21 protein-coding genes, 2 CRISPR repeat arrays and 1 riboswitch are annotated in these 26400 nt (G+C 72.8%); of the genes, 7 read left to right on the top strand and 14 right to left on the bottom strand.

The window, feature by feature from the left end; translation table 11 throughout:
- Window positions 1-122 precede the first annotated feature (122 nt).
- The gene (locus C8E97_RS13000; RefSeq protein WP_121005125.1) at window positions 123-641 is read left to right on the top strand and encodes an SRPBCC family protein; all 519 of its coding nucleotides are present in this window, start codon (window positions 123-125) and stop codon (window positions 639-641) included.
- A 257-nt stretch (window positions 642-898) separates the two neighbouring features.
- Window positions 899-2212: a CRISPR direct-repeat array (repeat unit 28 nt; unit sequence GTCTTCCCCGCGCGAGCGGGGGTGGTCC).
- Window positions 2213-3814: 1602 nt separating this feature from the next.
- Window positions 3815-4699: a CRISPR direct-repeat array (repeat unit 28 nt; unit sequence GTCTTCCCCGCGCGAGCGGGGGTGGTCC).
- 113 nt (window positions 4700-4812) lie between these two features.
- Here C8E97_RS13000 and C8E97_RS12995 read toward each other — a convergent pair.
- Genes C8E97_RS12995 through C8E97_RS12980 form a run of 4 tightly spaced genes read right to left on the bottom strand, consistent with a single transcriptional unit; the run spans window position 4813 to window position 6867 of the window.
- Window positions 4813-5325, bottom strand: a complete 513-nt coding sequence (locus C8E97_RS12995) for a hypothetical protein (protein ID WP_121005122.1) — start codon at window positions 5323-5325, stop codon at window positions 4813-4815.
- Window positions 5322-6071, bottom strand: a complete 750-nt coding sequence (locus C8E97_RS12990; protein WP_211347000.1) for a metallophosphoesterase family protein — start codon at window positions 6069-6071, stop codon at window positions 5322-5324. The genes C8E97_RS12995 and C8E97_RS12990 overlap by 4 nt, the downstream gene beginning before the upstream one ends.
- A complete protein-coding gene (locus tag C8E97_RS12985; RefSeq protein ID WP_121005120.1) occupies window positions 6068-6316 on the bottom strand; it encodes a BON domain-containing protein in 249 nt (82 codons plus the stop codon). The genes C8E97_RS12990 and C8E97_RS12985 overlap by 4 nt, the downstream gene beginning before the upstream one ends.
- Window positions 6313-6867 (bottom strand): nucleotidyltransferase family protein, encoded by a 555-nt coding sequence (locus C8E97_RS12980; protein WP_121005117.1) that lies wholly within the window; start codon window positions 6865-6867, stop codon window positions 6313-6315. The genes C8E97_RS12985 and C8E97_RS12980 overlap by 4 nt, the downstream gene beginning before the upstream one ends.
- A gap of 59 nt (window positions 6868-6926) precedes the next feature.
- On the opposite strand from C8E97_RS12980, the gene C8E97_RS12975 reads away from it, so the two are divergent.
- Entirely contained in the window at window positions 6927-7163 is a 237-nt protein-coding gene (locus C8E97_RS12975; RefSeq protein WP_121005113.1) for a DUF6480 family protein, read from the top strand.
- Window positions 7164-7225: 62 nt separating this feature from the next.
- On the opposite strand, the gene C8E97_RS12970 is transcribed toward C8E97_RS12975, so the two are convergent.
- From C8E97_RS12970 to C8E97_RS12940, 7 genes are all read right to left on the bottom strand, one after another.
- Window positions 7226-8230, bottom strand: a complete 1005-nt coding sequence (locus C8E97_RS12970; protein ID WP_121005110.1) for an NAD-dependent epimerase/dehydratase family protein — start codon at window positions 8228-8230, stop codon at window positions 7226-7228.
- A 435-nt stretch (window positions 8231-8665) separates the two neighbouring features.
- Window positions 8666-9271, bottom strand: a complete 606-nt coding sequence (locus C8E97_RS12965; RefSeq protein ID WP_121005107.1) for a flavodoxin family protein — start codon at window positions 9269-9271, stop codon at window positions 8666-8668.
- Window positions 9272-9276: 5 nt separating this feature from the next.
- On the bottom strand, window positions 9277-9825 hold the full coding sequence (locus tag C8E97_RS12960) for a hemerythrin domain-containing protein (protein WP_121005104.1): 549 nt from the start codon (window positions 9823-9825) through the stop codon (window positions 9277-9279).
- 112 nt (window positions 9826-9937) lie between these two features.
- Window positions 9938-10129, bottom strand: coding sequence for a DUF397 domain-containing protein (locus tag C8E97_RS12955; protein ID WP_121005102.1), 192 nt, complete (start codon window positions 10127-10129; stop codon window positions 9938-9940).
- Complete coding sequence (locus tag C8E97_RS12950) at window positions 10119-10568, bottom strand: DUF5753 domain-containing protein (protein ID WP_246019360.1); 450 nt, start codon at window positions 10566-10568, stop codon at window positions 10119-10121. Before C8E97_RS12950 ends, C8E97_RS12955 begins: the two co-directional genes overlap by 11 nt.
- A gap of 111 nt (window positions 10569-10679) precedes the next feature.
- Window positions 10680-10871: a DUF397 domain-containing protein gene (locus C8E97_RS12945; RefSeq protein WP_121005096.1), complete on the bottom strand. Its 192-nt coding sequence runs from the start codon at window positions 10869-10871 to the stop codon at window positions 10680-10682.
- Window positions 10861-11721, bottom strand: a complete 861-nt coding sequence (locus tag C8E97_RS12940) for a DUF5753 domain-containing protein (protein WP_147455087.1) — start codon at window positions 11719-11721, stop codon at window positions 10861-10863. The genes C8E97_RS12945 and C8E97_RS12940 overlap by 11 nt, the downstream gene beginning before the upstream one ends.
- Before the next feature lie 157 nt (window positions 11722-11878).
- On the opposite strand from C8E97_RS12940, the gene C8E97_RS12935 reads away from it, so the two are divergent.
- The 4 genes from C8E97_RS12935 (at window position 11879) to C8E97_RS12915 (ending at window position 19478) form a co-directional block, all read left to right on the top strand.
- Window positions 11879-12703 (top strand): hypothetical protein, encoded by an 825-nt coding sequence (locus C8E97_RS12935; RefSeq protein ID WP_121005090.1) that lies wholly within the window; start codon window positions 11879-11881, stop codon window positions 12701-12703.
- 286 nt (window positions 12704-12989) lie between these two features.
- Window positions 12990-16145, top strand: coding sequence for an AfsR/SARP family transcriptional regulator (locus C8E97_RS12930; RefSeq protein WP_121005087.1), 3156 nt, complete (start codon window positions 12990-12992; stop codon window positions 16143-16145).
- An 82-nt stretch (window positions 16146-16227) separates the two neighbouring features.
- Window positions 16228-18927: an nSTAND1 domain-containing NTPase gene (locus C8E97_RS12925; protein ID WP_246018854.1), complete on the top strand. Its 2700-nt coding sequence runs from the start codon at window positions 16228-16230 to the stop codon at window positions 18925-18927.
- 185 nt (window positions 18928-19112) lie between these two features.
- Window positions 19113-19478, top strand: coding sequence for a LapA family protein (locus C8E97_RS12915; protein ID WP_246018853.1), 366 nt, complete (start codon window positions 19113-19115; stop codon window positions 19476-19478).
- A gap of 76 nt (window positions 19479-19554) precedes the next feature.
- Here the strand turns inward: C8E97_RS12915 and C8E97_RS12910 are convergent, their stop codons facing one another.
- A complete protein-coding gene (locus C8E97_RS12910) occupies window positions 19555-20598 on the bottom strand; it encodes an NAD(P)-dependent alcohol dehydrogenase (RefSeq protein WP_121005078.1) in 1044 nt (347 codons plus the stop codon).
- A gap of 96 nt (window positions 20599-20694) precedes the next feature.
- On the opposite strand from C8E97_RS12910, the gene C8E97_RS12905 reads away from it, so the two are divergent.
- A complete protein-coding gene (locus tag C8E97_RS12905) occupies window positions 20695-21282 on the top strand; it encodes a TetR/AcrR family transcriptional regulator (RefSeq protein WP_121005075.1) in 588 nt (195 codons plus the stop codon).
- A 110-nt stretch (window positions 21283-21392) separates the two neighbouring features.
- Here the strand turns inward: C8E97_RS12905 and C8E97_RS12900 are convergent, their stop codons facing one another.
- Both C8E97_RS12900 and cobN read right to left on the bottom strand, forming a co-directional pair.
- Window positions 21393-22427 carry a LacI family DNA-binding transcriptional regulator gene (locus C8E97_RS12900; RefSeq protein ID WP_121005072.1) on the bottom strand — a complete coding sequence of 345 codons (1035 nt, stop codon included), beginning with the start codon at window positions 22425-22427 and terminating at the stop codon, window positions 21393-21395.
- A 100-nt stretch (window positions 22428-22527) separates the two neighbouring features.
- On the bottom strand, window positions 22528-26223 hold the full coding sequence (gene cobN, locus C8E97_RS12895; protein WP_121005069.1) for a cobaltochelatase subunit CobN: 3696 nt from the start codon (window positions 26221-26223) through the stop codon (window positions 22528-22530).
- 36 nt (window positions 26224-26259) lie between these two features.
- A riboswitch (cobalamin riboswitch) is annotated at window positions 26260-26393 on the bottom strand.
- Window positions 26394-26400: the final 7 nt, after the last annotated feature.

The raw sequence follows: 26400 nt of genomic DNA, 5'->3' as shown, positions 1-26400 counted from the left end.
GCCGTTCACCCGGAACGCAAAACACATTTCGGCGAAGCGCTACTCACTGTCACCCATGTGTGAAGGGCGGCCCGACGGGGTAACCGGTGGGAGAACGCGATACCGGATGAGAGGTTGTTTCCGTGACGACGATCGAGAAGTCCGTGGACGTCGAGGTTCCGGTCACCACCGCGTACAACCAGTGGACCCAGTTCGAGTCGTTCCCGCGCTTCATGGAGGGCGTCGAGAGCATCACGCAGGTCACGGCCACCAGGACCCACTGGGTGACCAAGATCGCCGGTGTGCGGCGCGAGTTCGACGCGGAGATCACCGAGCAGCACCCGGACGAGCGGGTGGCGTGGCACACCGTCGACGGTCCCCCGCAGGGTGGTGTGGTGACCTTCCACCGCCTGAACGACAGGGCGACGCGGGTGCACCTCCAGATGGAGTTCGACCCGCAGACGTTCACCGAGAAGGCCGGTGCGGCGCTGGGCGTCGTGGAGCACCGCGTCTCCGGCGACCTGGACCGGTTCAAGAAGTTCATCGAGCAGCGCGGCAGCGAGACCGGCGGCTGGAGGGGCGACGTGAGCCGCCCGCCGCAGGCCGGCGAGACGCGCCACGACCTGCCCGACGGCGGCCGGCCTGGCGACCCGATCCGATGAGCGCGACCGGCGGCCGGGGCCGGAGCGGGATGGTCCCCGCGATCCCGCACCCCCGGCCACCCGCCCGGTGACCTCACCGGATCGAGACACACAGCGGGTGGGGCCAGCCCACTTGCGTGCCAGCCGCGTTGAGGGCGGCCGGACCACGTCCGGCCGCCCTTCGCCGTGTTCTGGTACACCGTGCCGCAGCTTTACGAGACTGCCGTGAACCGAATGAAAACCCACGGGTAACACGATAAACTCGCAGGTCAATAAGTGTCTTCCCCGCGCGAGCGGGGGTGGTCCCCTGCGCAGACTCTTTGCGGAGGTTGGACACGGGTCTTCCCCGCGCGAGCGGGGGTGGTCCGGAGGAGCGCGCGATGGCATGGTGCCCGTTCGCGTCTTCCCCGCGCGAGCGGGGGTGGTCCGCGGGCCAGCTCGGCGCGCAGGGCGGCGATCGTGTCTTCCCCGCGCGAGCGGGGGTGGTCCGCGGGCGTGGCGGTCGAGGTCGGCGAACGCGGCGTCTTCCCCGCGCGAGCGGGGGTGGTCCCTGGCCGAGCCTGCGGAGTCGGTCGACCAGCCAGTCTTCCCCGCGCGAGCGGGGGTGGTCCTCCGCGCGGGATGCGCCGAAATCACGCGCGGTCTTCCCCGCGCGAGCGGGGGTGGTCCGCGGTGGGCGTGCCCGGACCGGCCGGCGGGGATGTCTTCCCCGCGCGAGCGGGGGTGGTCCGGATCCGATTTCCGCGCTTGTAGCAGTCGAGCAGTCTTCCCCGCGCGAGCGGGGGTGGTCCTTTTCACAACACCACGGCGGGCAGGACGTACAGGTCTTCCCCGCGCGAGCGGGGGTAGTCCCGTCACGGAGCCGTTCCGGCCGGTCGTGCGGTAGTCTTCCCCGCGCGAGCGGGGGTGGTCCGACACCCGGCGCGTAGCACCACTCCCACCCGGGTCTTCCCCGCGCGAGCGGGGGTGGTCCGGCCCCCACCGATGTCGCCGCGCCGCAGAGACGGTCTTCCCCGCGCGAGCGGGGGTGGTCCCGCGATGGCGTAGTCGGCCGGGACCAACGGCTTGTCTTCCCCGCGCGAGCGGGGGTGGTCCGTACCGCCCCGCCAACTCCGGCGGCAACACCCCGTCTTCCCCGTCTTCCCCGCGCGGGCGGGGGTGGTCCGGCGGCGCGCAGCACCGGCTGCACGCGCACTCCGGTCTTCCCCGCGCGAGCGGAGGTGGTCCGCGAAACCGCCCCACAGCGCCAGGTCCGCCCGGCGTCTTCCCCGCGCGAGCGGGGGTGGCCCCAGGCGGCACAGCAGCACCGCCTGCCCGAGGGGGTCTTCCCCACGCGAGCGGGGGTGGTCCCCCGCCAGCCGAGACGGTAGTGCGCGTAGCCCGGTCTTCCCGCGCGAGCGGGGGTGGTCCTTCCGGGTGGAGACGCCGGACGGTTCCATTTCCGTCTTCCCCGCGCGAGCGGGGGTGGTCCCGAGCCGCTGCGATGGCCGAACCCACCCCCGAAGGTCTTCCCCGCGCGAGCGGGGGTCCGGGCTGGCTCGCGTCGGCGCTGTCGGTGAGCGCGGTCTTCCCCGCGCGAGCGGGGGTGGTCCGTAGCACGCCGAGCAGGTTGTCGGTGCCCATCAGTCGTCTCTGTGCGAGCGGAGATGGTCCCTAGCGCACCGCCGCGCCGGGCGGCGGCCACCTGGTCTTCCCCGCGCGGGCGGGGGAGTCCCCGTTCGAGGTTCAGAACGCCAAGCCGGATGCCGTCGTCCCCGCGCGAGCGGGGGTGGTTCGGAGTATCAGCACCGGGTGCTGGCGGCCTGGAAGTCGTCCCCGCGCGAGCGGAGGTGGTCCCGCCTTAGAGTTCGCGTTAAGCGACCTCCGCCGGTCTTCCCCGCGTGAGCGGGGTAGTCCCCCGTTGCCGCAGTTGCTGTCGATCTCAGGCCGGCGAGACGCGCCACGACCTCCCCGACGGCGGCCCGGCCGGGCGACCCGACCCGATGAGCGCGACCGGCGGCCGGGGCCGGAGCGGGATGGTCCCCGCGATCCCGCACCCCCGGCCACCCGCCCGGTGACCTCACCGGATCGAGACACACAGCGGGTGGGGCCAGCCCACTTGCGTGCCAGCCGCGTTGAGGGCGGCCGGACCACGTCCGGCCGCCCTTCGCCGTGTGCCAGCGCGTCCTGCCGCTCCATTACGACACTGCGACGCACCGAGTGAAAACCACCGTGCGACGAGGTAACCTCGCAGGTCAATAAGTGTCTTCCCCGCGCGGGCGGGGGTGGTTCGTCAAGCTCCTCGGCGTGGTCGACCTCGAACCTGTCTTCCCCGCGCGGGCGGGGGTGGTTCGCACCCTGAGGTTGAGCTGTCCATCGACCCGAGGTCTTCCCCGCGCGGGCGGGGGTGGTCCGCGCCAGCGGTCGCTGACCGACGCCGAATACTCGTCTTCCCGCGCGGGCGGGGGCGGTCCGTGCCGCTCATCGGGTGGCCTGCGCGCAGTTGGGTCTTCCCCGCGCGAGCGGGGATAGTCCCGACGACGAGTACGACATCGCCTGGCTGCAACCGTCTTCTCCGCGCGAGCGGGGACGGCCCCCACCAGGCATGGCGCGTGGTTGACTAGCACGAGTCTTCCCCGCGCCGCGCGGGACGCCGTCAGCCCGTCCCCCTGCGGGCTCGGGCGGTCCGTGCCGGAGGGTGGTCCGCACCTCACCGTCGCGCCGTGCACCGAGCTGATGTCTTCCCTGCGCGAGCGGGGTTGGTCCGACTACGTCCTCGTCATTCCGCGTGCGCACGTCGCTCTCCCCGTGGGGGCAGGGATGGTCCCTGTCGAGCAGTTCGTCACCTGCGGACGCGCAATCTTCCCCCCGCGAGCGGGTGGTCCCCCGTTGCCGCAGTTGCTCTCGATCGCAGGCCAGCGAGACGGGCTACGACCTGCCCGACTGCGGCCCGGCCGGGCGACCCGACCCGATGAGCGCGGACGGCGGCCGGGGTCGGAGCGGGGTAGTCCCCGTGATCCCGCACCCCGGCCGCCCGCCCGGTGACCTCGCCGGATCGAGGCGCGCGGCGGGTGGGATCGCCCCACTTGCGTGTCAGTCGCGTTTAGGGCGGCCGTACCTCGCCCGGCCGCCCTTCGTGGTGCCGCACCATTACGACACTGCGACGAACCGAATGAAAACCCACGGGTAACACGATAAACTCGCAGGTCAATAAGTGTCTTCCCCGCGCGAGCGGGGGTGGTCCGCCGTCGAAGCCCTCCACGTTGACCGTCCACGAGTCTTCCCCGCGCGAGCGGGGGTGGTCCGTGGGTGAGGTACCACGGGCCGAATCCGCATACGGTCTTCCCCGCGCGAGCGGGGGTGGTCCTGGAACGTTGGTTACGCTCATGATCCCCAACGGGTCTTCCCCGCGCGAGCGGGGGTGGTCCTCCCGAGCTGGGCAACCAGGAGCTGGCCGACCTGTCTTCCCCGCGCGAGCGGGGGTGGTCCGATCACCCACGTCGACGTGGCCCTCCTGGCGGGGTCTTCCCCGCGCGAGCGGGGGTGGTCCGATCGCGTTCCGGGACGAACACGATCCGATCCGGTCTTCCCCGCGCGAGCGGGGGTGGTCCTCGCAGACGTGGAAGCAGAAGCTCGCGCCCTACGTCTTCCCCGCGCGAGCGGGGGGTGGTCCCAGGACGCGGACATCGTCATCCTGATCCACAGGGTCTTCCCCGCGCGAGCGGGGGTGGTCCCGGGGCGTGCCCGCGCTCGATCAGCAGCACGTGGTCTTCCCCGCGCGAGCGGGGGTGGTCCGCGGACCTCAACATGCCGCCCGCTCGGCGCGCCGTCTTCCCCGCGCGAGCGGGGGTGGTCCCAAGCGGCCGACGGTGTATGACCTGCTCATCCCGTCTTCCCCGCGCGAGCGGGGGTGGTCCTCACCGACCTGCGGGTTCCGGGCCTGCTCGCGCGTCTTCCCCGCGCGAGCGGGGGTGGTCCGTTGGGTGAGGTGCTGCTCGTGCGCGCCGAGGTGTCTTCCCCGCGCGAGCGGGGGTGGTCCGCTCACACCGATGACCGACCACCCGCCCGTCACGTCTTCCCCGCACGAGCGGGGGTGACCCTGGGTGGGAGAGCGTCTTTCACACGCGGCCGAGTCTTCCGCGCGCGAGCGGGGTGGCCTCGACAGCTGTGGCCCGAGGTGGGTGCCTCGGGCCACCGGTTCAAGAAAAGTTGCTCAGCCGCGCTTCAGGCGCTCCGCCACCTGGTACACCGACTGCCACAACGCGGTGGCCGCGTCACCCAGCAGAGATCCCCCGGACGGGGTACCTCTGGTGATGTCCAAGCCGGCGTCGTCGGACACCACGTCCTGCGCCAGCAGCTTCTCCAGCACCGCCAGCACGACGTCCGGGTGCCCCAACGGCAGCGGCGCGGCGAAAGTCTGAACAGAACGCACCTGGTCGCGGTGCCGGTTCGCCAAGTCGCCGACGCCCGACCCGGCCGCCGCCCCCGCCACCACGTGCACGTCGCGGCCCCGCAGGTCCGCCAGCACCGCCTCGGCCTCGCGCAGCGAATCGTCGGCCACCGGCAGGCGGCACCACGCCACCCTCAGGTGCTCGGTCAGCGGCCGCCACGTCGCGGGCAGCTCGCCGTGCGGTGCCGCGCCCGCCGGGTCCAGGACGAGCACCACCGGCGCGTCGGACGGACCCGCCCACACCACCGACGGGCCCTCGGTTTCGATCCCGCTCATCGCCCCACCACCTCCACGGCCGGCGCCACCTCGGTCGGCTCCACGCAGTACACCGTGAACGCCGTGCGGATGATCGGCTGCGCGACGTTGCGCACCCGCACGCCGCCGGGCGTCATGCCCTGCTCCACGCCGAAGTGCGCGTGCCCGTGCACGGCGAGGTCGGTGCCGGTCGCGTCGATCGCCTCGCCCAGCAGGTACGAGCCGAGGAACGGGTAGATCTCCGGCGGCTCGCCGCGCAATGTGTCCGGTACCGGCGCGTAGTGGGTGAGCGCGACCTTCACGTCCGTGTCCAGGCCGCGCAGCGCGTTCTCCAAACTCTCGGCGATGCCCATCGTGTGGTGGATGAACGCCTTCATCTCCCGCTCGCCGAACGCGCTGCCGCACTTGCCGGCGAACCCGCCGCCGAACCCCTTCACGCCCGCGACGCCCAGCGTGTGGCCGTCGACGTCCACTCGGGCGGTCGTGCCCTCCAGCACCGTGATCCCCGCGTCTTCGAGCACGCGGGTGACCTCGTCGGGTCGGTCGTCGTGGTGGTCGTGGTTGCCCAGCACGGCGATCACCGGCACCGGCAGGCCGCCGAACTCGTCGGCCACCACCCGCGCCTCGGCGACGGTGCCGTGCCGGGTCAGGTCACCGGCCAGCAGCAGCACGTCGGCGTGCTCCCCGACCTTCTCCAACGCGGGGCGCAACCGCCCGTGCGCGTCCTCGCCGAGGTGCACGTCCCCGACCGCGGCGACGCGGATCATCGCAACTCCTCCCTGCCCTCGGGCTCGCCGACCGGCACCACCTTCACGTCGTCCAGCACGGTCAGCTCCGGCGCGACGTCGTGGATCACCGCCTCCAACTCCTCCCGGCGCTCCGCGCACGCCACGTCACCGGACAGCAGGACGTTGTCCCCGCGCACGGTCACCCGCACGCCCAGCTCGGTGGTCCGCGGGTCCTCGGCCAACGCCCGGCGCAGGCGGGCGGCCAGGTACTGCTCAGCGGTCATGACTCGCTCCTGATGTCCAGGCGTTCGACGAGCACGAGGAACGCCTCCGCGAACGGGGAATGCGCCGTCGCCTCGCGCACCCGTGACCAGTCGATCTGCTCGCGCAGCGCGCGGGCGAACGGCAGCAGCTCGCTGAAATCGCACCGGTGCCCGTCCAGCACCAGCAGCTTGCTGATCATGACGTCGGTCGCGGGCATCACGGGCAGCGACGCCGAGCCCACCGCCAGCTCCTCGGCGCGGGCCAGCGTCTCGTCGGTCACCGGCAGCTCGTTCGGTCGGAACAGCAAATCCACCAGCGACTCGCCGTCGTAGACCTTGAGCAGCCAGTCCTCGGGCGCGTCGGCGGCCCGCATCCCGGCCGCGACCAGCGCGCTCACCGCGGGCTTGGCGTCCTCCTCGCGCACCAGGATGTCGACGTCGTGCTCGGTCGCCGGACCGCCTCGCGCGTAGACCGCGCACCCACCGGTCAGGGCGAACGGGATACCTTGCGTGCGCAGCGCCTTCGCCACCTTGGTCAACGTGCGCAGCAACTCGTCTTGAACGCCGCTCATGGTTGTGACTACCCCGGCCGTCCGGGCTTCACACTGGGCCGGCCGGGTATCCGGTTGGCATGACAGCGACCCCTCCGGACCCGGATCCCGCACGCACACCCGGCCTCGAACCGGGCGGTGGCGTCGCTCCGGGCGACACGCCCCCCGACTCAGGGCAGACCTCGGGCCTGTCCCACCACGAACCGACCCCGTCGCGCGGGCGCAACGTCGCCGCGCTGGTGGTCGTCCTGATCATCACCGTCATGGCGCTCGGCTTCGTGGTGGCGCAGGTGCTGGGGTGGGCCAACCTCTTCTAGAGCCCCGCGCGGCCGGCGCCCCACCTCCTCGAACCGCCGGGAGGTGGGCGCACCGGCCGTGGCTACGGGCGCAACGGCGGACTGGCCGACACGCCCTCGCGCTTGCCCATGCCGTCCAGCAGGCGGCGCAACGCCTCGCGGGCGTCGTGCCGGGGCGACCACCCCAGCTCGGCGCGGGCCCTGGACGAGTCCAGCAGCGGCGTGGTCAGCGCGAGGTCCACCCAGCCCTCCGAGGTCGGCTGGAGGCGCAGCTTCCACGTGATCCGCGCGAGCCCGCGCAGGACGGCGGGCGGCACCGGGACGTGCTTGCCGCGCAACACCGACGCCAACACCTTCGGCGTGATCACCGGCGCCGAGGCCAGGTTGAACGCGCCGGGCGCCTTGCGCTTCACCACCTCCGCCAACGCATCCGCGACGTCCTCGGAGTGCACGAACTGCAACACCATCGCGTTGGGCACCGGCAGCACCGGCAGGCCGAACCGGAACAGCACGGACGGCACCAGCGGGCCGAGGAAGTAGCGCTTGATCTCGGTCGCCGCGTCCGGCTGGAGGATCAGGGCGGGCCGCACGCGCGACACCACCATCTCCGGATTGTCCCGCTCGACCTGGTCGAGCTGCCGCTCGACAGCGGCCTTGTGGCGGCTGTAGTAGGAGTTCGTCAGGCCACCGGTCGGCCAGCTCTCGTCCACGGTGTGGTCCTTGGTCGCCGGCGAGTACGCGCCGACCGACGACATGTGCACCAGGTGCGGCACACCGGCTTTGCGGGCCGCCGCGAACACGCGGTCACTGCCCGCCACGTTCGTCCGGTACAAGGCGGCCTCGTCGTGGCCCGGCTGGATCTTCCACGCCAGGTGCACCACGGCGTCCGCGCCGCGCAACACCTCGGTCAGCGGCTCCTCCGCGCCGACGCGGGACAGGTCCAGCGGCGTCCACTCGACGTCGTAGGGCGGCTCGGGAACCGGCGGCCGACGCGACACGCCGTGCACCTCGACATCCGGCTCGACCGCCAACCTGCGCAGCAGAGCGGTACCCACGTTGCCGGTCGCACCGGTCACGACGATCCTCATGCTCCCCTGGTTACCCAGGCCAACCACCCGCTACCCACAGCCCCGCCCCACGCCGCACCCCCACGCCACGGCCCCCACCAACGCAACGACCGCAGCCCCAAGCCCCACCAACGCAGGTCTGGCCGCCGAAGCCACCACATCCCGAAGCAACGACCGCGCGCGTAATACGCAGCTTGACGGCAGACGGGCAACCACGGACTCAACGCTCGTCGAAGCACGCAGGTCCTGGACCAAGCCGGGAACACCGAGCAACGGGACCACATCATCGGGAACAGCCTTCTGCCGGGGACGGCAGTCCGCGCAACACCCGGCAGCCAACAGTCCTCGGAGTCGTGAAAAGCCGGGTGCGGTGACCAGGATGGGCGGTGGTCGCGTCCGCGGGAACCGAGTCGGTGATGGCGGTCGGTGATGGCGGTCGGTGATGGCGGTCGGTTCTCAGCTCGGCGGAGCGGGGATCGGATTCTTCGCCAGGGCCGAGGCCACCGCGTAGAGGTTGGACGCCATCGCCTTGCCCGTGGACTCCGACCAGTCGTGGCGGTGGTCGGTGTCGCTGTAGCTCGGGCCCGGTCCGGGCCCCATGTTCCAGTACGTCCACGCCTGGCCGGGGATCGTGTAGCCGATGTCCGCCAAACCGCCGGACACCTCGCTGATCACGTGGTGGGCGCCGTCCTCGTTGCCCGTCACGACAACGCCCGCGACCCGGTTGTACGCCACCGGGCGCTCCTCGTCGTCGGTCTCCGACAGCATCGCGTCCATCCGCTCCAGCGCACGCTGCGCGAGCGACGACGGATGGCCGACCCACGTCGGCGTGGCCACCACCAGGATCTCCGCGTTCAGCAGCTGCTCGTGGATGCCCGGCCAGTCGTCACCCTCGCCCAGGTCCGTCATCACGCCCGGCGGGATGTTGTGGTCCACGAGGCGGATCGTGCTGACCTCGACGCCGCGTTCCCTCAGCGCGCTCTCCACGACGTTCGCGAGCAGCTGCGTGTTGGACGTCTCCGGTGACTTCTTCAACGTGCAGTTCAACACCACCGCGCGCATGGCGCTCACCTCCCCAACGCCGAGCGGATCAGGTCGCGCGCCCGGTCCATGATCGCCACCGGCGGGCCCAGCAGCATGTTCGCCGCCGGCGACTCCACGCCGGGGTGCGGCCGGGTGGGTGCGATCGCCTCCGCCGCCCGGACCGCCTTCGCCAGGGCGCGCAACCGGTCGCCGTCGTACTCCGCGCGCAGCCTCGGGAACTCCTCGCGCTCCTCGTGCTCGGCGTGCGCCAGGACGTCGTCGCGCAGCTCGAACAGCAGCGTGTCGAACCCCTCGGCGTCGGGACCGATCCGGTCCAGCGTCGACAGCAGCTCCTTTGCCCGGCGCTCCTCGGCGACGCGGGCGTCCACGATCGCGTCACCGCCGTCGCCCTTCCGGGCGGCCGGGTGGACGACCTCCTCCTCGGCGGTCTCGTGCACCGCGAGCAGCCGCACCAACCGCCGGAACGCGGCGGTCCGCTCATCCCCGTGCGCGCTCTCGACCTCGGCGAACAGCTCGCGGATCTCCCGGTGCTGCCGCTCCAGCAGGGCAATCACGTCCTCATCGTCAGCCATGCGCCGTGGTTACCCGCGTCCGGCCGGACGAATCACGCGCGGTCGAGGGGACGACAGCCCTACGCACACGAAGGCGGGGCACCCCGACCCGGAGCGCCCCGCCTCTCTTCGGCTACTCGCCGGAGGTCTTCAAGCCCGTCAGGAACGCGGCGAACGCACCCGACGAGAACCGCAACGTTCCCCCCTGACGCTGCTTGGTATCCCGAACCCGCACCTCGACGGGCGTGACCACCAGCTCAACGCAGTTGGGGTTGTCCATGCTGCGGCTCGACTTCCGCCAACTCAACCGCTCGTCAGACTGCATGCCTGGTGACCCTCACTTCTTCGATGCGCTTCACAGACTGCTCGGGATCGAGCGCCAACCGCGCCGCGTAGTCCCATGCGGCCGCCAGCCCCTCCCCGTCCTTCACATCCTCCACTACCTTGGTCCCCGTGTGTTCTTCGATGTAGACCGAGAGCGGTTCGTCCGGTTCCGGGTACCTGAGCAGAGTCAGCCCGGCGAAGTGCAGTCCGTAGGCACCGGTCTCGAACGGGATGACCTGAATCGTGACGTTGTCCCGAGCGGCGACCGCAAACAGGTGGACGAGCTGCGCCGCCATCAACTCGTGGCTGCCCATGACCCGATGGAGTGCGACCTCATCGATCAAGACGTGCAGGTAAAAGGTCGGCTCGCGGCACAAGAGCGCCTGCCGGTCGCGCCGCTCGACTGCCGCCCGCTCCATCCGCCAGCAGCACGCGCGCACGGTCGCCAAGAGCCTCGGCATAGCCGCCGAGCTGAAGCGAACCGAGCTCCTCTTCCGTCCACGCACACGAAGGCGGGGCACCCCGACCCGGAGCGCCCCGCCTCTCTTCGGCTACTCGCCGGAGGTCTTCAAGCCCGTCAGGAACGCGGCGAACGCACCCGACGAGAACCGCAACGTTCCCCCGTGACGCTGCTTGGTGTCCCGAACCCGCACCTCGACGGGCGTGACCGCCAGCTCAACACAGTCGGGGTTGTCGCTGCTGTGGCTCGACTTCCGCCAAGTCAACTGCTCGTCACGCTGCATACCTGGTGGTCCTCACTTCTTCGATGCGCTTCATGGACTGCTCGGGGTCAAGCGCCAACCGCGCCGCGTCTTCCCACGCCGCGACGAGCCTATCCGCTTCCTGAGCATCCTCCACCACCTTGATCCCCGTGTGCTCCTCGATGTAGACCGAGAGCGGTTCGTCGGGTTCCGGGTAGTCGAGCAGCGTCAGCGCGCCGAAGTGCAACCCATAGGAACCGGCGTCGAATGGCAGGATTTGAATGGTGACGTTGTCCTGGGCGGCGACTTCGATCAGATGGGCGAGTTGCGTTGCCATCAGCTCATGGCCGCCCACGACCCGATGGAGCGCGACCTCGTCGATCAGAGCATGCAGACGGAAGGTCGGCTCACGAGACAGGAGCCCTTGCCGGTCGCGCCGCTCCGCTGCCGCACGCTCCATCCACCCTCGCCCAGCCATCAGCACACGCGCACGGTCACCAAGAGCCTCGGCATAGCCGCCGAGCTGAAGCAGTCCGGGAACGATCTGCTGGCTGAGCGATCGCTCCCGGCTCGCCTCGCCCTCGTCCATCCTGAATCGCAGGTACCTCGATGACAGTGCCGCGGCGTGTTCCACCACGACCGCGTCCTGGTTGGCGCGTTCCCACAGCACGGTGCCTTCGGCGAGTTCCTCTTCCGTCGCCTTGATGACCGTCATGATCGCCAGGAAGGTCGGGAAGCGCGGCAGGTTCGCGCCTGACAACAGGCGGTCGACCGTGTCCTTCGACGTCCTCACCAGCTTGGACACCTCGATGGGCTTGAGCCCGGTCCGTTCGAGGATCGGACGCACGTGCCGCCCGAGCCGCCTCTTCGCACGCGTGGTCCCTACCGCCATGTGCACACCTTAGCCACTCTCCGTAACCCCATTCCTTCCGACACCACCCGTTTGCCTGCACCATCTTTGCATACCGCAAACTGTATGGTCGCAGAGTCTTGGCAGCGCAAACGCACAGAGAGGCACAGCTGTGCTACCTGGAACGCGAAGTGATCACATGAAGTCGACCGAGCAACTGCTGACCACCCTCCACGGGCACATGACCGGCGGCAGGGTGGAGGAATCGGCGAAGCTCCTCCGCCAAGCCTGGCTCGTGGCGCCCTATCGCCTCACCGTGGACGAGATAGTGGGGCTGCACCACGCGACCCTGGAGTTCGCCGACCGCCACCCGCGGGCCGAGTCCCTGTCGGATGGACTCCACGCGGCGGCGGTCGCCTACTACAGGATGGCGGTGTTGAACGGCGCCACCGTCATGGCCGCTCGCATGGTCGAGCTGTGGCGAGCGCTGTGCGTCGAAGAGGCCAACGACGACCGGTTGTGCCACCACGCCTTCGCACTGGACACCCTGGCCAGCGTCTACCGGGCTCGGGACATGCCGGAACAGGTCATCTGCTGCCTCATCGACCTGGTCGAGATGCAGTTCACCGAGGGCACCGTCGAAGGCGTGGCCTGGGCGGTGCGCGAACTGGGCGTCGAGGCGCTGCTGGCCGGGGACGTCGACGATGCGGTGGCGAAGCTGTCCCGCGCCGAGCAGTTGTACGAGGATGACGGCGCGGACGCCGAGTACCTCGGCGAACGCGCCGAATGCCGCGTGCTGCTGGGCAGGGCCCACTCGGCGAAAGGTGACAACGCCTCGGCGGGGTTCTGGTTCAAGCGGGCGCTGGAAGACCTGCCCGACGACGGTCCCCTGGCGCAGGAGGTCCGCGACCTCGTGGCCGCCGCCGGTTCCGGCCAGGGGTTGCCCGAGGCGCGCCTGCTCAAGGTCGGCGACTTCGGCCGGATGGACTGGCGGGACGTGGAGCAGAAGACGTGTGCGTGCTAGTCGCCTGACGCACCCCCGGCGCGAGGGCCTGGCACACCCCGGCGCGGCGGCCTGACGCACCCCCGGCGCGGCGGCCTGACGCACCCCGGCGCACGCATTCCCGGCGCGGCGCGCGAGACCAGCGCGGCGCATCCCCGGCGCGGCGCGTGACCAGTGCGGACAGCCGAGGGGGCGGCGCCCCCTGGTCACCGCCCCCTGCGCACTCCCCCTTGACCACCAGCATTTCGATCACCGGTACACATGCCGGTACACACCGCCGTGTACCGGCATCACTACGCTGGGTGCCGTGCGTTTCGGGGTGCTGGGTCCGCTGGAGGTTCGCGACGACCGGGGTCGGCTGCTGCTGCCGGCGCGGCGGAAGGAACGCGTCCTGCTCGCCGTGCTGCTCCTGCGCGACGCGCCGACCTCGACCGACGCCCTGACCGACGCGCTGTGGGACGAGCTGCCCCGCTCGGCCGCCGCGAACCTCAAGACCTACCTGTCCGACCTGCGCCGCCTGCTCCGGCCCGACGTCGCCATCGACACCCGGCCCGACGGGTACGTGCTCGACGTCGCCCGCGCCGACCTGGACGCCACGCACTTCGAGGACCTGGTCGAGGAGGGCAGGCAGGCCGCGCGCGAGCGGCGGTTCGACGTCGCCACCGAGCGGTTCACCAGGGCGCTCGGGCTGTGGCGCGGACCGGTGCTGGACGGGTTGCCGGTGCCCGCCCTCGTGCACCACCGGGTGACCGTGCTGGAGGAGCTGCGGCTGGCGGTCGTGGAGGACAACATCGACGCCCGCCTCGCGCTCGGCCAGGACGTCGCGGGCGAGCTGCGCGCCCTCACCGACCAGCACCCGCTGCGCGAGCGGCTCTGGGGCCAGCTGATGCTCGCGCTCTACCGCACGGGGCGGCAGGCCGAGGCGCTGGCCGCCTACCAGCGCCTGCGCGAGACGCTCGACGCGCAGCTCGGCATCGAGCCGTCGCCCGGCCTCCGCCGCCTGCACGTCGAGATCCTGCGCGCGGACCGGTCCCTGGACCGCACTCCCCCGCCGGCGAGCGCGGCGATCCCGCGCCAGCTCCCCGCCGCGGTCCCGTCGTTCACGGGGCGGGCGCGGGCGCTCGCCGAGCTGGACCGCCTGGCCGACCGCGCCCGCGGCGACCGCTCCGGCACGGTCGTGGTGATCTCCGGCACCGCGGGCGTTGGCAAGACCGCGCTGGCCGTCCGCTGGGCCGACGCGGCGCGCGACCGCTTCCCCGACGGCCAGCTCTACGCCGACCTGCGCGGCTACGACGCCCTGCCGCCCCGGCGACCGCTGGAGGTGCTGTCCCGCTTCCTGCACGCGCTGGGCGTGCCGCCCGAGCGCGTGCCGCCGGACCTGGACGAGGCGGTCGCCCTGTACCGCAGCACGCTGGCCGACCGGTCGGTCCTGGTGGTGCTGGACAACGCCGCCGCGGGCGACCAGGTGCGCCCGCTGCTGCCCGGCGGGTCCGGCGGCCTGGTCGTGGTCACCAGCCGGGACCGCCTGGCCGGCCTGGTGGCCAGGGACGGCGCGGCGCGCATCGCGCTGGACGTGCTGACCCCGGCCGAGTCGGTCGACCTGCTGGCCACCCTGCTCGGCCGGGAGCGCACCGCGGCTGAGCCGGACGCGACCGCCGAGCTGGCGGACCTGTGCGCGCACCTGCCGCTGGCGTTGCGGATCACCGCCGCGCACTTCACCGGCGGCCGGATCGCCGACCACGTGGCCGAGCTGCGGCGCGGCAACCGGCTCACCGCGCTGCACGCCGACGAGGACACCGCGGTGCGCGCCGCGTTCGACCTGTCCTACTCGGCGCTGCCCGCGCCGGCGCGCCGGCTGTTCCGCCTGCTCGGCGTCATACCCGGCCAGGACTTCACGGTCGACGAGGCGGTGGCGGCGACCGGCGGCGCGCCGCCCGCCACCGAGGAGCTGCTGGGCACCCTGACCGACGCCCACCTGCTGCACCGCGACGGCGACCGGTACACGACCCACGACCTGCTCCGCCTCTACGCCCGCGAACGCGCGCGGGCCGAGGAGACGCCCGAGCGCCGCGACCGGGCGAGCCACCGCCTCTACGCCTGGTACACCGCGCACGCCGAGGCCGCCGCCGCCGTGCTCTACCCCGACATGGCGCGCCTGCCCCGGCCCGCGCCGCAGCCGCTGTTCGAGAACGAGGCCCAGGCGTCCGCGTGGCTGGACGCCGAGCGCGCGAACCTCGTCGCGGCCGTGCTGCACGCCGCCGACGCGGGCGGCGACCTCGCCGAGCACGCCTGGCTGCTGGCCGACGCGCTGCGCGGCTACTTCTGGCTGCGCATGGCCACCGTCGACTGGCTGACCGTCGCCCTCGCCGCCCGCCGCGCCGCCGAGGGCGACCCGACCGCGCGGGCGTCCGCCGAACTCAGCCTCGGCAACCTGCACTTCCTGCTCAGCGAGCACGCGCGGGCGATCGAGCACTCCACCGCCGCCCTGCGCCTGGCCGAGGAGGGCGGCTGGCACGCCGGCCAGGCGTCCGCGCACAACAACCTGGGCGGCATCCACCGCCAGTCCGGGCACCTGGCGGAGGCCGCCGCGCACTTCGCCCGCTCGCTGGAGATCGACCGGCGGCACGGCCTGCACGCGGGCCAGATGGCGAGCCTGAACAACCTCGCGATCGTCGCGTGGCAGCTGGGCAGGCTCGCCGACTCCACCGAGTACTTCACCCAGGCGCTCCGGTTGCGCAGGCAGTCGCAGGCGCCGCAGGGCATCGCGCTGGCGCTGGGCAACCTCGGCGAGCTGTGGCACACGCGGGGCGAGCCCGACGAGGCGCTGCGGCACCTCACGGAGGCGCTGGGCATCCACCGCGAGATCGGCGCGCGGGTCGCCGAGGCGGGCAACCTGACCACGCTGGCCGCCATCCACAACGACCTGGGCGACCTGCCCGCCGCCTACGAGCACGCCAGGACGTCGCTCATGCTGGCCAGGGACACCGGCGAGCGGCGCATCGAGGCGGGCGCGCTGCACGTGCTCGGCGACATCCACCGGCGCGCCGGGCAGGAGGCGGACGCGCTGGACTGCTACCGGCAGGCCGCCCTGCTCGCGCGGGAGGCCGACGACGACTTCCTGGCGGCCGAGGCGCTGATCGGGCAGGGCCGCGCCGAGGAAGCCCTGGCCATCGCGCGCAAGGCGGGTTACCGGGTCGTGGAGGGCAAGGCGCTGACCGCGCTGGCCCGCGCCGAGCTGGCCGCCGGGAACACCGCGGCGGCCGACGCGCACGCGCGGGAGGCGCTGGAGATCCACCGGTCGACCGGGCACCGGCCGGGCGAGGCGCACACGCTGCTGCTGCTCGACCGCGTGGCCGCCGCGCGGTCGGAACCCGACCTGGCCGCGGCGTACCGGCGGGCGGCCCTGGAGCTGTTCACCCGGATGCGGTCGCCGGAGGCCGACGCGCTGCGGGATCGCGTCTGACAGGCTGGACGCCGCCCCGGACGGTGCGGAGAATCGGGGAACCTGGTCAGGGGGTGAACCGGTGCCGCGTGGAGAGCGCCCGTTGGACGTCGGTGACAGTCCGCTGCTCAAGTTCGCGGCCGACCTCAGGTCGCTGCGCGACAAGGCGGGCGGCCACAGCTACCGGCAGCTCGGGGCCCGCGCGCACTACTCGGCGACGACCCTGTCCGACGCGGCGGGCGGGCGGAAGCTGCCCAGCCTGGCGGTGACGCTGGCCTACGTGCGCGCCTGCGAGGGCGACGTGGCGGAGTGGGAGGACCGCTGGCGCCGGGTCGCCGCGGAGGTGCTGCCCACGCCGCCGGCGGCGCCCGGCGAGGCGCACCCGCCCTACGCCGGCCTCGCGCCGTACGGCACGGCGGACGCCGAGTGGTTCTTCGGCCGCGACCGCATCCTGGAGGACCTGGAGGCCCGCATCGCGTCCCGCCGGTTCGTGGCGGTGTTCGGCGCGTCCGGCGCGGGCAAGTCGTCGCTGCTGCGGGCGGGCCTCGTGCCGCGCCTGCCCGGTCCGACCGTGCTGACCACGCCCGGCGAGGTCGACGTGCGGCCGGACAAGCTGGACCTCGGCCAGGACCTGATCGTGGTCGACCAGTTCGAAGAGGTCTTCACGCTCTGCCCGGACGCCGGGCAGCGGGCCGAGTTCGTGGACGCCCTGCTCACCGCGCCCTGCCGGGTCGTCCTCGGTGTGCGCGCCGACTTCTACGGCCACTGCGCCCAGTACCCCGAGCTGGTCGAGGCGCTGGCCGACGGCCAGCTCCTGCTGGGCCCGATGGGTCCGGAGGAGCTGCGCCAGGTGATCATGCAGCCCGCCGTCAAGGCGTCCTGCACGGTGGAGACGGCCCTGGTCAGCAGGCTGATCGCGGACGCGACCGGCCAGGCGGGCGTCCTGCCGCTGATGTCGCACGCCCTGCTGGAGACGTGGCGCCGGCGGCGCGGCACGACCCTCACCGTGGCCGGCTACGAGGCCGCCGGCGGCATCCACCACGCCATCGCGCAGACCGCCGAGCGCACCTTCACGTCCCTGGAGAAGCACCAGCGTGTCCTGGCCCGCCAGGTGTTCCTGCGGCTCACCGCACTGGGCGACGGCACCGAGGACACCAAGCGCCGGCTGCCCCGCGCCGAACTGGACGCCGACGTCGACGTGGACGTCGTGCTGGACCGGCTGGCCCACGCCCGCCTGCTCACGCTGGACCGGGACACGGTCGAGATCGCCCACGAGGCGCTGATCCGCTCGTGGCCGCGGCTGCGCAACTGGCTGGCCACCGACCGGGACGGCCTGCGCACCCTGCGCCAGCTCACCGAGGCCGCCGCGACCTGGGACTCCCTCGGCCGCGACCCGGACGCCCTGTACCGGGGCTCCCGCCTGGACACGGCGCTGGAGTGGGCGCAGCGCGACGGCGTGCGCACCAGCACGCGGGAACGCGACTTCCTGGCCGAGAGCCTCGCGGCCCGCGACCTGGAGCGCAGGCAGGCGCACCGCCACACCCGCCGGCTGCGCCAACTGGTCGCGCTGCTGCTGGTGCTGCTGGTCCTCGCGAGCGGCGCGGTGGTGCTGACGTTCCGCGCCCAGCACCAGGCGGCGACCGAGCGGAACATCTCGGTCGCGCGCTACGTCGCGAACGAGGCGCAGAGCCTCCGCGACGCCGACCAGCGGGGCCTGGCCAACCAGATGCTGATCGCGGCCTTCCACCTGAGCAGCACCGACGACCTGCGCGACCGGGTGCTCAGCGCGCACGCGGCGGGCGCGCCCGACCTGGTCAGCCGGTCGGTGCCCGCGCCGGGGCCGGTGCTGGGCCCGGACGGCGCGCAGGTGCCGGTCGCGCGCACCACGGTGATCGCCGACGACCGGGTCTTCCAGCGGCTCGGCGGCCGGCTCACCCCGCGCGACTCGGTGACCTCCTTCGTGGTCACCCAGGCCCGCGCGTACGCGACCACCGCGGAGAGCCCGGACGCCCGCATCTGGGACGTGACCGACGCGCGCGAACCGGTGCCCGTGCACGCCTTCACCGGCCCGGTCACCCGCATCGCGTTCGCGCCGACGGGCGGCCGGTTGCTGGTGACGGTGGAGGGCGCGACCGAGGTGAAGGTCTGGGACGCCTCGACCCCCTCCGAGCCGGCCCTGCTGTCCGTGCTGCCGAACCACCCGCGGTTCGTCAACGACTTCGCGTTCAACGCGGACGGCTCGGTCCTGGCCACGGTCGACAACCACAACGCGGTGCGGCTGTGGAGCCTGGCCGACCCGCGCGCGCCGCGGCAGATCGGCTTCCTGCACGACGGGGAGGACGTCTCGACGCTGGCCCTGCACCCCGGCGGCCACACCGTCGCGCTGGCCGACGCGAACGGCCGCATCCGGCTGGTCGACCTGACCAACCCGTGGGCGCCGAAGCGGCTCGCGACCGCGGACGGCCACGCGGACAAGGTGCTGGCGCTGGGCTTCCGCTCGGACGGGCAGGCGCTGGCCAGCGCGGGCAAGGACGACACGGTCCGGCTGTGGGACCTGTCCGACCGGCGGCGGCCGGTCCAGCGCGGGCGGATCAGCGGACCGACGGACGGGGTCTACGGCGCGGGGTTCACGGAGGCGTCGGACACGGTGGTCACCTCGAACGCCGACGGCACGACGCGGTTGTGGGCGTTCGACGTCGACACGGCCGTCAAGGAGCTGTGCAAGACCGTGGAGGAGCCCATCTCCGAGGACGAGTGGCGGCGCTACTTCGGCGGCCTCGACTACCGACCGCCCTGTGCCTGACCCCCTGCGCCTGACCCCCTGTGCCTGACCCCCTGCGCCTGACCCCCTGTGCCTGCCCCCCTGCGCCCAAACCCCTGCGCCCAAACCCCTGCGCCCAAACCCCTGCGCCCAAACCCCTGCGCCTGACCGGGCGAGCGGCGTCCGCTGCACTGGCGGGTCCACCCGCACGGGCAGATAATCACGGCGTGACCACTCCCCGTGACGAGGACCGCACCGACGCGATCCCGACCGCGCCGGTCCCGGACGGTCCGCCACCCGCGACCGTCCCGGTCGACGGGCCGGACCGGACCCGGCGGAGGAAGCCGAGGCCGACGAGGATCAGCGGCACCTGGGTGGCGGTCCTGGCGTCGATCGCCGTCCTGATCGTCCTGCTGATCTTCATCCTCCAGAACATCGACGACACGACGATCCACTTCCTGGGCGTCTCCAGCACGCTGCCCCTGGGCGTGGCGCTGCTGTTCGCGGCCATCGGCGGCGCGATCACGGTGGCGCTGGTGGGCGCGGCCCGCATCATGCAGCTGCGGCGGCAGGCCAAGCGCGGGCTGCGCTGACCGCACCCCGTCCCGCCCGGCGGTGCGGTGCCGTCGAAGCGGCGCGCTCCGCTCCATGACCGGGACGTGGTGCGGGCTACGACAGGTCGGACATGTCGAGCACGAAGCGGTAGCGGACGTCGTTGCGCTCCAGGCGGTCGAGGGCTTCGTTCACGCGCGCCGAGGGCACGAGCTCGATGTCGGCGGTGACGTCGTGCCGGGCGCAGAACTCCAACATGGCGGCGGTTCCGAGGCTGCCGCCGCTGCCCGCGGAGCTGAGCTTCTTGCGCCCGACCAGCAGGTCGACGGTCTCCACGGTGACCGGTCCGAGGTACCCGACGTTGCTGAGGGTCCCGTCCAGGGCGACCAGCCGCAGGTAGGGGGTGAGGTCGTGGGGGACGGCGATGGTGTCGACGACGACGTCGAACCGGTCCCGGGCGGTGGTCATCCGTCGCCGGTCCGTGGACACGATCACGTCGTGCGCGCCGAGGCGGCGGGCGTCATCGGCCTTGTCCGCCGACCGACTGATGACCGCGGTGTCCGCACCCAGTGCGACGGCGAGCTTGACCGCGAGGTGCCCGAGGCCACCGAGTCCGGCGACCGCGACCCGGGTGCCAGGCCCGACGCCGAGGGCCCGTAGCGGCTCCCAGACGGTGATCCCCGCGCACAGGAGAGGAGCCGCGGCTGCGGGGTCGAGCCCTGCGGGGAGCGGGTAGGTGAACCGGTCGCGAACGACGTACTCGCGGGAGTAACCGCCCAGTGTGACGGTTCCGTCGTGGCGGTCGGTGCCGCCATAGGTCAGGGTCGGGAACTCGTAGCAGAAGTTCTCCCGCCCCTGTCGGCACATGGCGCACACGCCGCAGGAGTCGACGATGTTGCCGACGGCAACCCTGTCGCCGACAGCGAACCGCGTGACCTCACGCCCGACGTCGGTCACCACCCCGGTGAACTCGTGGCCCGGCACCAGCGGCGCGTTCTCCGTGCCGGTGCGGGCGTGAACGGCGTGCAGATCGGAATGGCAGACGCCGCAGTAGTCCACCCGCACCGCGACGTCGTCGGCTCGCAGCTCCCGACGTTCGAACGACACCCGCCGCAACGCGATCCCGGCGCGGTCGGCCTGCCAGCCCACTGTGGTCCTCATGGCGTCTCCTGAGATAGACAGACTGTTCGGTCTATTTCAAGCTAGTCGAGCGTCGACCGTGCGGCAACCGACCGGTCTGTTGTTAACCTGCGGGACATGCCGGACAAGCCCCTGACCTCGCGTGGTGCCGCCACGCGGCAGCGCATCGTGGAGGTGGCGACCCGCGAGTTCGCCCAGTACGGGATCGCAGGGGCACGCATCGAACGGATCGTGGTCGCCGCCCGCACCAACAAGGCCCAGCTCTACGGCTACTTCGGCAGCAAGGAGGGACTGTTCGACGCGGTCTTCCTCGGCTCCCTGGAACGGATCATGACCGTCGTCCCGATCGACGCCGCTGATCTGGCGGGCTGGGCGGTCCGCCTGTACGACGAGTACCTCCGTCGCCCCGACCTGATCCGGCTGGCCACCTGGGCACGCCTGGAACGACGCCCGACCGGTCACCTCGTCGACGACGCCAACCGCCTCGATGACGCCAAACTGCGCGCCATCACCGACGCGCAAACCGCCGGCACCGTCCGATCCGGCGATCCGTTCGACCTGATGGCCCTGGTCATCGCGATGTCCATGGCATGGTCACCGGTCAGCAACGTCTACGCGGCCAGCGATCAGGAACCCGCGGAGCTGCACGAGCGACGCCGAGCCCTGCTCCGCGACAGCGTTCAGCGCGTCGTCACACCCGACTAGCGCGCCAGGCAGCGCAGCGCGGCGAGGGTGGCGCGGGTCGAGCAGCGCGGTGACACCGGGCAGCGTCCCCCGCGGTGCGGTCCCCCGCCGCGTCGGCGGTCCGGCGCGGGTCAGGCGCTCGCGCGCGGCACCAGCGGCGCGGGCAGCAGCACGAACGGCGGCAGGTCGGGCTCCCCGGCCAGTTCCGCCATCAGCCGCCGGGTCAGGGCGCGACCCACCCCGACCGCGTCCGACCGGACCGTCGTCAGCGGCGGCACGGCCGTCGACGCGGCACCCAGGTCGTCGAACCCGACCACGGCCACGTCCTCGGGCACCCGCCGGCCGTGCGCGCGCAACGTGGCCAACGCGCCCAGGGCCATGCTGTCGGAACCGGCGAACACCGCGTCCAGGTCCGGCGCGCGCGCCAGCAGCTCCGCCATCGCCGCCGCCCCGCTCTCCGCCGTGAAGTCGCCGCGCGCCACCAGGTCCGCGGGCAGCCGGGCCCGCGTCAGCCCGCGCTTCCAGCCGGAGAGCCGGTCCACGCCCGCCGCCGTGTCCGCCGGCCCGGCGATGGTCGCGACGCGCTCGCGCCCCGACGACACCAGGCGCCGCGCGGCCCGCAGCGCGCCGTCGAAGTTGTCGCAGTCCACATAGGACAAACCGCTCGCGCCCAGCGGTCGGCCGCCGACCACGGTGGGCAGGCCCGCGTCGAGCAGGGCGCGCGGCAGCGGGTCCCGCCCGTGCGGCGCGACCACCAGCGCGCCGTCCACGTGCCCGCCGCACAGGCGGTCCACCAGGTCCCGCGGGTCGTCCTCGCCGCTCAGCACGAGCACCAGCTCGACCCGCCTGCGCGCCAGCTCCCCGTGGACGCCGCGCAGGACGCCCGCGAGGAACGGGTCCGCCGGCACCCGCCCGCCCCGCTCGGAGACGACCAGCGCGACGGAGTTCGCCCGGCTGCCCGCCAGCGCGCGGGCCGCCTGGTTGGGGCGGTAGCCGAGGCGCGCGACGGCCTGGAGGACCGCCGCGCGGGCCCTCGCGCTGACGTACGGCTCGCCGTTGATCACCCGTGACACGGTCGACTTGGACACCCCGGCCGCGCGCGCGACCTCCTCCAGGCGGGCGCCCGCCCGGCGTGCACCGCGCGGGTCGCCCGCGCCGCCGGTCACGGCGCGACCCCCTCCGCGACCGCGTCGCCAACGGCGAACCGCCGGCACCGCATCGGCTCCATCCTCGGTGCCCTCCAGCTGCGACTCGGGGTGCGGCGGATCAGCGACCGTCCTCCAGGTCGCCCTCGGTTTCGAGGTAGATCGCGCGCAGCGCCTCCAGCGTCTGCGCCTCCGGGTGCTCCCACAGGCCCCGGTCCGCCGCCTCCAGCAGGCGCTCCGCGATGCCGTGCAGCGCCCACGGGTTCGACTCGGAGAGGAACTTCCGGTTCTCCGGGTCCAGCACGTAGCTGGCCGTCAGCTGCTCGTACATCCAGTCGGCGACGACGCCCGTCGTCGCGTCGTAGCCGAACAGGTAGTCGACGGTCGCGGCGAGTTCGAACGCGCCCTTGTAGCCGTGCCTGCGCATCGCGGCCAGCCAGCGCGGGTTCACCACCCGTGCGCGGAAGATCCGGTTGGTCTCCTCGTGCAGGGTGCGGGTGCGCACCGCGTCGGGCCGCGTGCTGTCGCCGACGTAGGCGGCGGGCGCCTTGCCGGTCAGCGCCCGGACGGTCGCCACCATGCCGCCGTGGTACTGGAAGTAGTCGTCCGAGTCGGCGATGTCGTGCTCGCGCGTGTCGATGTTCTTCGCCGCGACGGCGATGCGCTTGTAGGCGCTCTCCATGTCCGTCCGCGCCGCCACGCCGTCCAGTTCGCGACCGTACGCGTAGCCGCCCCACACCGCGTACACCTCGGCGAGGTCGGCGTCGTCGCGCCAGTTCCGGCTGTCGATCAGCGGCAGCAGGCCCGCGCCGTACGCGCCCGGCTTGGAGCCGAAGATGCGCATGGTGGCGCGCCGCCGGTCGCCGTGCTCCGCCAGCGCGGCCTCCGCGTGCGCCCGGACGAAGTTGTCCTCGGCGGGCTCGTCGAGACCGGAGACGAGCTGGACGGCGTCGTCGAGCAGCGCCACCACGTGCGGGAAGGCATCGCGGAAGAAGCCGCTGATGCGCACCGTGACGTCGACGCGCGGTCGGCCCAGCTCGGCCAGGGGCACGACCTCCAGGCCGGTCACCCGCCGCGACTGGTCGTCCCACACCGGTCGCACGCCCAGCAGGGCCAGCACTTCCGCGATGTCGTCGCCGGCGGTCCGCATGGCGCTGGTGCCCCACACCGACAGGCCGACCGACGCGGGCCACTCGCCGGTGTCGGCGCGGTAGCGCTCCAGCAGCGAGTCGGCCATCGCCTGGCCGGTCTCCCAGGCCAGCTTCGACGGCACGGCCTTCGGGTCGACGGAGTAGAAGTTGCGGCCCGTCGGCAGCACGTTCACCAAGCCGCGCAACGGGGAACCGCTCGGCCCCGCCGGCACGTAGCCGCCGTTCAACGCGTGCAGCACGTTGGTCATCTCGTCGGTGGTGCGCGCCAGCCGCGGCACGACCTCGCGCGCGCCGAACTCCAGGATGCGCGCCACGTCCTCGGAGTCGGTCAGCGTCCGGGCGACCGCCGGGTCCCAGTCGGCCTCCTCCATCGCCTGCACCAGCGCCCGCGCCCGCGCCTCCACGGCGTCGGTGGACGCGCGGGTGTCGTCGGCGAGGCCCAGCGCCTCCCGCAGCCCCGGCAGCGCGGCGACCTGGCCCGCCCAGACCTGCTTGGCCTGGAGGATCGACAGGACGAGGTTGACGCGCGTCTCGCCGGTCGGGGCCTCGCCGAGCACGTGCAGGCCGTCGCGGATCTGCACGTCCTTGACCTCGCACAGCCAGCCGTCGACGTGCAGGATCAGCTCGTCGAACTCGGCGTCGTGCGGCCGGTCGGAGATGCCCAGGTCGTGGTCGAGCTTCGCGGCCTGGATCAGCGTCCAGATCTGCGCCCGGATGGCGGGCAGCTTGGCCGGGTCCATCGCGGCGATGTTGCCGTGCTCGTCCAGCAGCTGCTCCAGGCGCGCGATGTCGCCGTAGCTGTCGGCGCGGGCCATCGGCGGCACCAGGTGGTCGACCAGGGTGGCGTGCGCGCGGCGCTTGGCCTGCGTGCCCTCGCCCGGATCGTTGACCAGGAACGGGTAGATCAGCGGCAGGTCGCCCAGCGCCGCGTCCGGGCCGCAGCCCGCCGACATGCCGACCGTCTTGCCGGGCAGCCACTCCAGGTTGCCGTGCTTGCCGACGTGCACCACGGCGTCCGCGCCGAACTCGGCCTCCAGCCACCGGTACGCGGCCAGGTAGTGGTGGCTCGGCGGCAGGTCGGGGTCGTGGTAGATCGCGATCGGGTTCTCACCGAAGCCGCGCGGCGGCTGGACCATCACGACGACGTTGCCCGACCGCAGCGCGGCCAGCACGATCTCGCCGTCGGGGTCCTTCGAGCGGTCCACGAACAGCTCGCCGGGAGCCTCGCCCCAGTGCTGCTCCATGTCGGCGCGGGCGTCCTCGGGCAGCGTCCGGTACCACTCGCGGTACCGGGCGGCGGGCAGGCGGACGGGGTTGCCCTGGAGCTGCTCCTCGGTCAGCCAGTCGGCGTCCTGGCCGCCCGCCGCGATCAGCGCGTGGATCAGGGCGTCACCGTCCAGGTTCGCCACGCCGGGCAGGTCGTCGCCGATGTCGTAACCGTTGTCCCGCAGGGCCTTGAGCAGCCGCACGACGCTGGCGGGGGTGTCCAGGCCGACCGCGTTGCCGATGCGGGAGTGCTTGGTCGGGTACGCCGAGAGCATCACCGCGACCCGGCGCTCGGCGGGCGGGATGTGCCGCAGCCTGCCGTGCCGGACGGCGATGCCGGCGACGCGCAGCGCGCGTTCCGGGTCGGCCACGTAGACCGTGAGCCCGTCCTCGTCGATCTCCTTGAAGGAGAACGGGACCGTGATGATGCGGCCGTCGAACTCGGGGATCGCGACCTGCGTCGCGGTGTCCAGCGGGGAGAGGCCGTCGTCGTTCTCGTCCCACGCCGCGCGGCTGCTGGTGAGGCAGAGCCCTTGCAGGATCGGGATGTCGAGCGCGGCGAGCGCGCCCACGTCCCACGCGTCGTCGTCGCCGCCCGCCGAGGCGGTGGCGGGGTTCGTGCCGCCCGCCGCCAGCACGGTCACGACCAGCGCGTCGGCCTTGGCCAGCTCGGCGAGCAGTTCCGGCTCCGCCGTGCGCAGCGACGCGCAGTACACCGGCAGCGGACGCCCGCCCTTGGCCTCGATCGCGTCGCACAGGGCGTGCACGAACGCGGTGTTGCCGGCGACGTGGTGCGCCCGGTAGTACAGGACGGCGATCACGGGGCCTTCACCGCGGTCGGAGCCGCCCGCGGTGCGACCGCCGGTGGTGGCGCTCCCGGTGGTGTCGCTGTCGGTGGTGTCGCTGTCGGTGGTGCGGTCGTCGCCGGAACGGCCGCCGTCCGCGCGGGTGGCGTCGGACCGGTCGGCCCGCGCCGGGCGTTCCAGGACGCCCCACGTCGGCGCGGGCCGCGGGGGCGCGAACCCGAAGCCGGTCAGCAGGACCGTGTCCGACAGGAACTTATGCAGCTCGGCGAGGTTCGCCGGACCGCCGTGCGCCAGGTAGGCGTGCGCCTCCGCGCAGACGCCGCCCGGCACCGTCGACAGCTCCATCAGCGGCGCGTCGGGGTTCTGCTCACCGCCCAGCACCACCACCGGACGGGGACCGGCCAGCAGCAGGTCCAGCCCCTCCTCCCACATCCGCCGCCCGCCCAGGATGCGCACGACCACCAGGTCGACGCCCTCCAGCAGGTCGGGCAGGTCGTCCGCGGCGAGCCGGGCGGGGTTGCCCAGCCGGAAGTCGGCGCCGCTGGAACGGGCGGACAGCAGGTCGGTGTCGGAGGTCGACAACAGCAGGATCACGTGCGGGCTCCATCCCTCGGGGGTCCTCGCCCCAGGTCGTAGGGGACGGCGGGCGGAGTTCCTGACTTCCGGGCTCGCACCCGGTGACAGTGGCGGGACCGCGCCGGATTCGCACCGGCTTCCTCCTGTTGCTTCGCCGTTCGGATCTCACCCTAACGGGCCGTTAGCATCCAGCCC

The sequence above is a fragment of the Saccharothrix australiensis genome, from assembly GCF_003634935.1.
GTDB classification, from domain to species: Bacteria; Actinomycetota; Actinomycetes; order Mycobacteriales; family Pseudonocardiaceae; genus Actinosynnema; species Actinosynnema australiense.
This window is presented reverse-complemented; position numbering and strand designations above follow the sequence as displayed.

Bases quoted from the DNA above. Each gene is read 5' to 3' on its own strand.
- C8E97_RS12995 (WP_121005122.1), bottom strand. From the start codon at position 5,325: ATGAGCGGGATCGAAACCGAGGGCCCGTCGGTGGTGTGGGCGGGTCCG.
- C8E97_RS12990 (WP_211347000.1), bottom strand. From the start codon at position 6,071: ATGATCCGCGTCGCCGCGGTCGGGGACGTGCACCTCGGCGAGGACGCG.
- C8E97_RS12985 (WP_121005120.1), bottom strand. From the start codon at position 6,316: ATGACCGCTGAGCAGTACCTGGCCGCCCGCCTGCGCCGGGCGTTGGCC.
- C8E97_RS12980 (WP_121005117.1), bottom strand. From the start codon at position 6,867: ATGAGCGGCGTTCAAGACGAGTTGCTGCGCACGTTGACCAAGGTGGCG.
- C8E97_RS12975 (WP_121005113.1), top strand. From the start codon at position 6,927: ATGACAGCGACCCCTCCGGACCCGGATCCCGCACGCACACCCGGCCTC.
- C8E97_RS12970 (WP_121005110.1), bottom strand. From the start codon at position 8,230: ATGAGGATCGTCGTGACCGGTGCGACCGGCAACGTGGGTACCGCTCTG.
- C8E97_RS12965 (WP_121005107.1), bottom strand. From the start codon at position 9,271: ATGCGCGCGGTGGTGTTGAACTGCACGTTGAAGAAGTCACCGGAGACG.
- C8E97_RS12960 (WP_121005104.1), bottom strand. From the start codon at position 9,825: ATGGCTGACGATGAGGACGTGATTGCCCTGCTGGAGCGGCAGCACCGG.
- C8E97_RS12955 (WP_121005102.1), bottom strand. From the start codon at position 10,129: ATGCAGTCTGACGAGCGGTTGAGTTGGCGGAAGTCGAGCCGCAGCATG.
- C8E97_RS12945 (WP_121005096.1), bottom strand. From the start codon at position 10,871: ATGCAGCGTGACGAGCAGTTGACTTGGCGGAAGTCGAGCCACAGCAGC.
- C8E97_RS12940 (WP_147455087.1), bottom strand. From the start codon at position 11,721: ATGGCGGTAGGGACCACGCGTGCGAAGAGGCGGCTCGGGCGGCACGTG.
- C8E97_RS12935 (WP_121005090.1), top strand. From the start codon at position 11,879: ATGAAGTCGACCGAGCAACTGCTGACCACCCTCCACGGGCACATGACC.
- C8E97_RS12910 (WP_121005078.1), bottom strand. From the start codon at position 20,598: ATGAGGACCACAGTGGGCTGGCAGGCCGACCGCGCCGGGATCGCGTTG.
- C8E97_RS12905 (WP_121005075.1), top strand. From the start codon at position 20,695: ATGCCGGACAAGCCCCTGACCTCGCGTGGTGCCGCCACGCGGCAGCGC.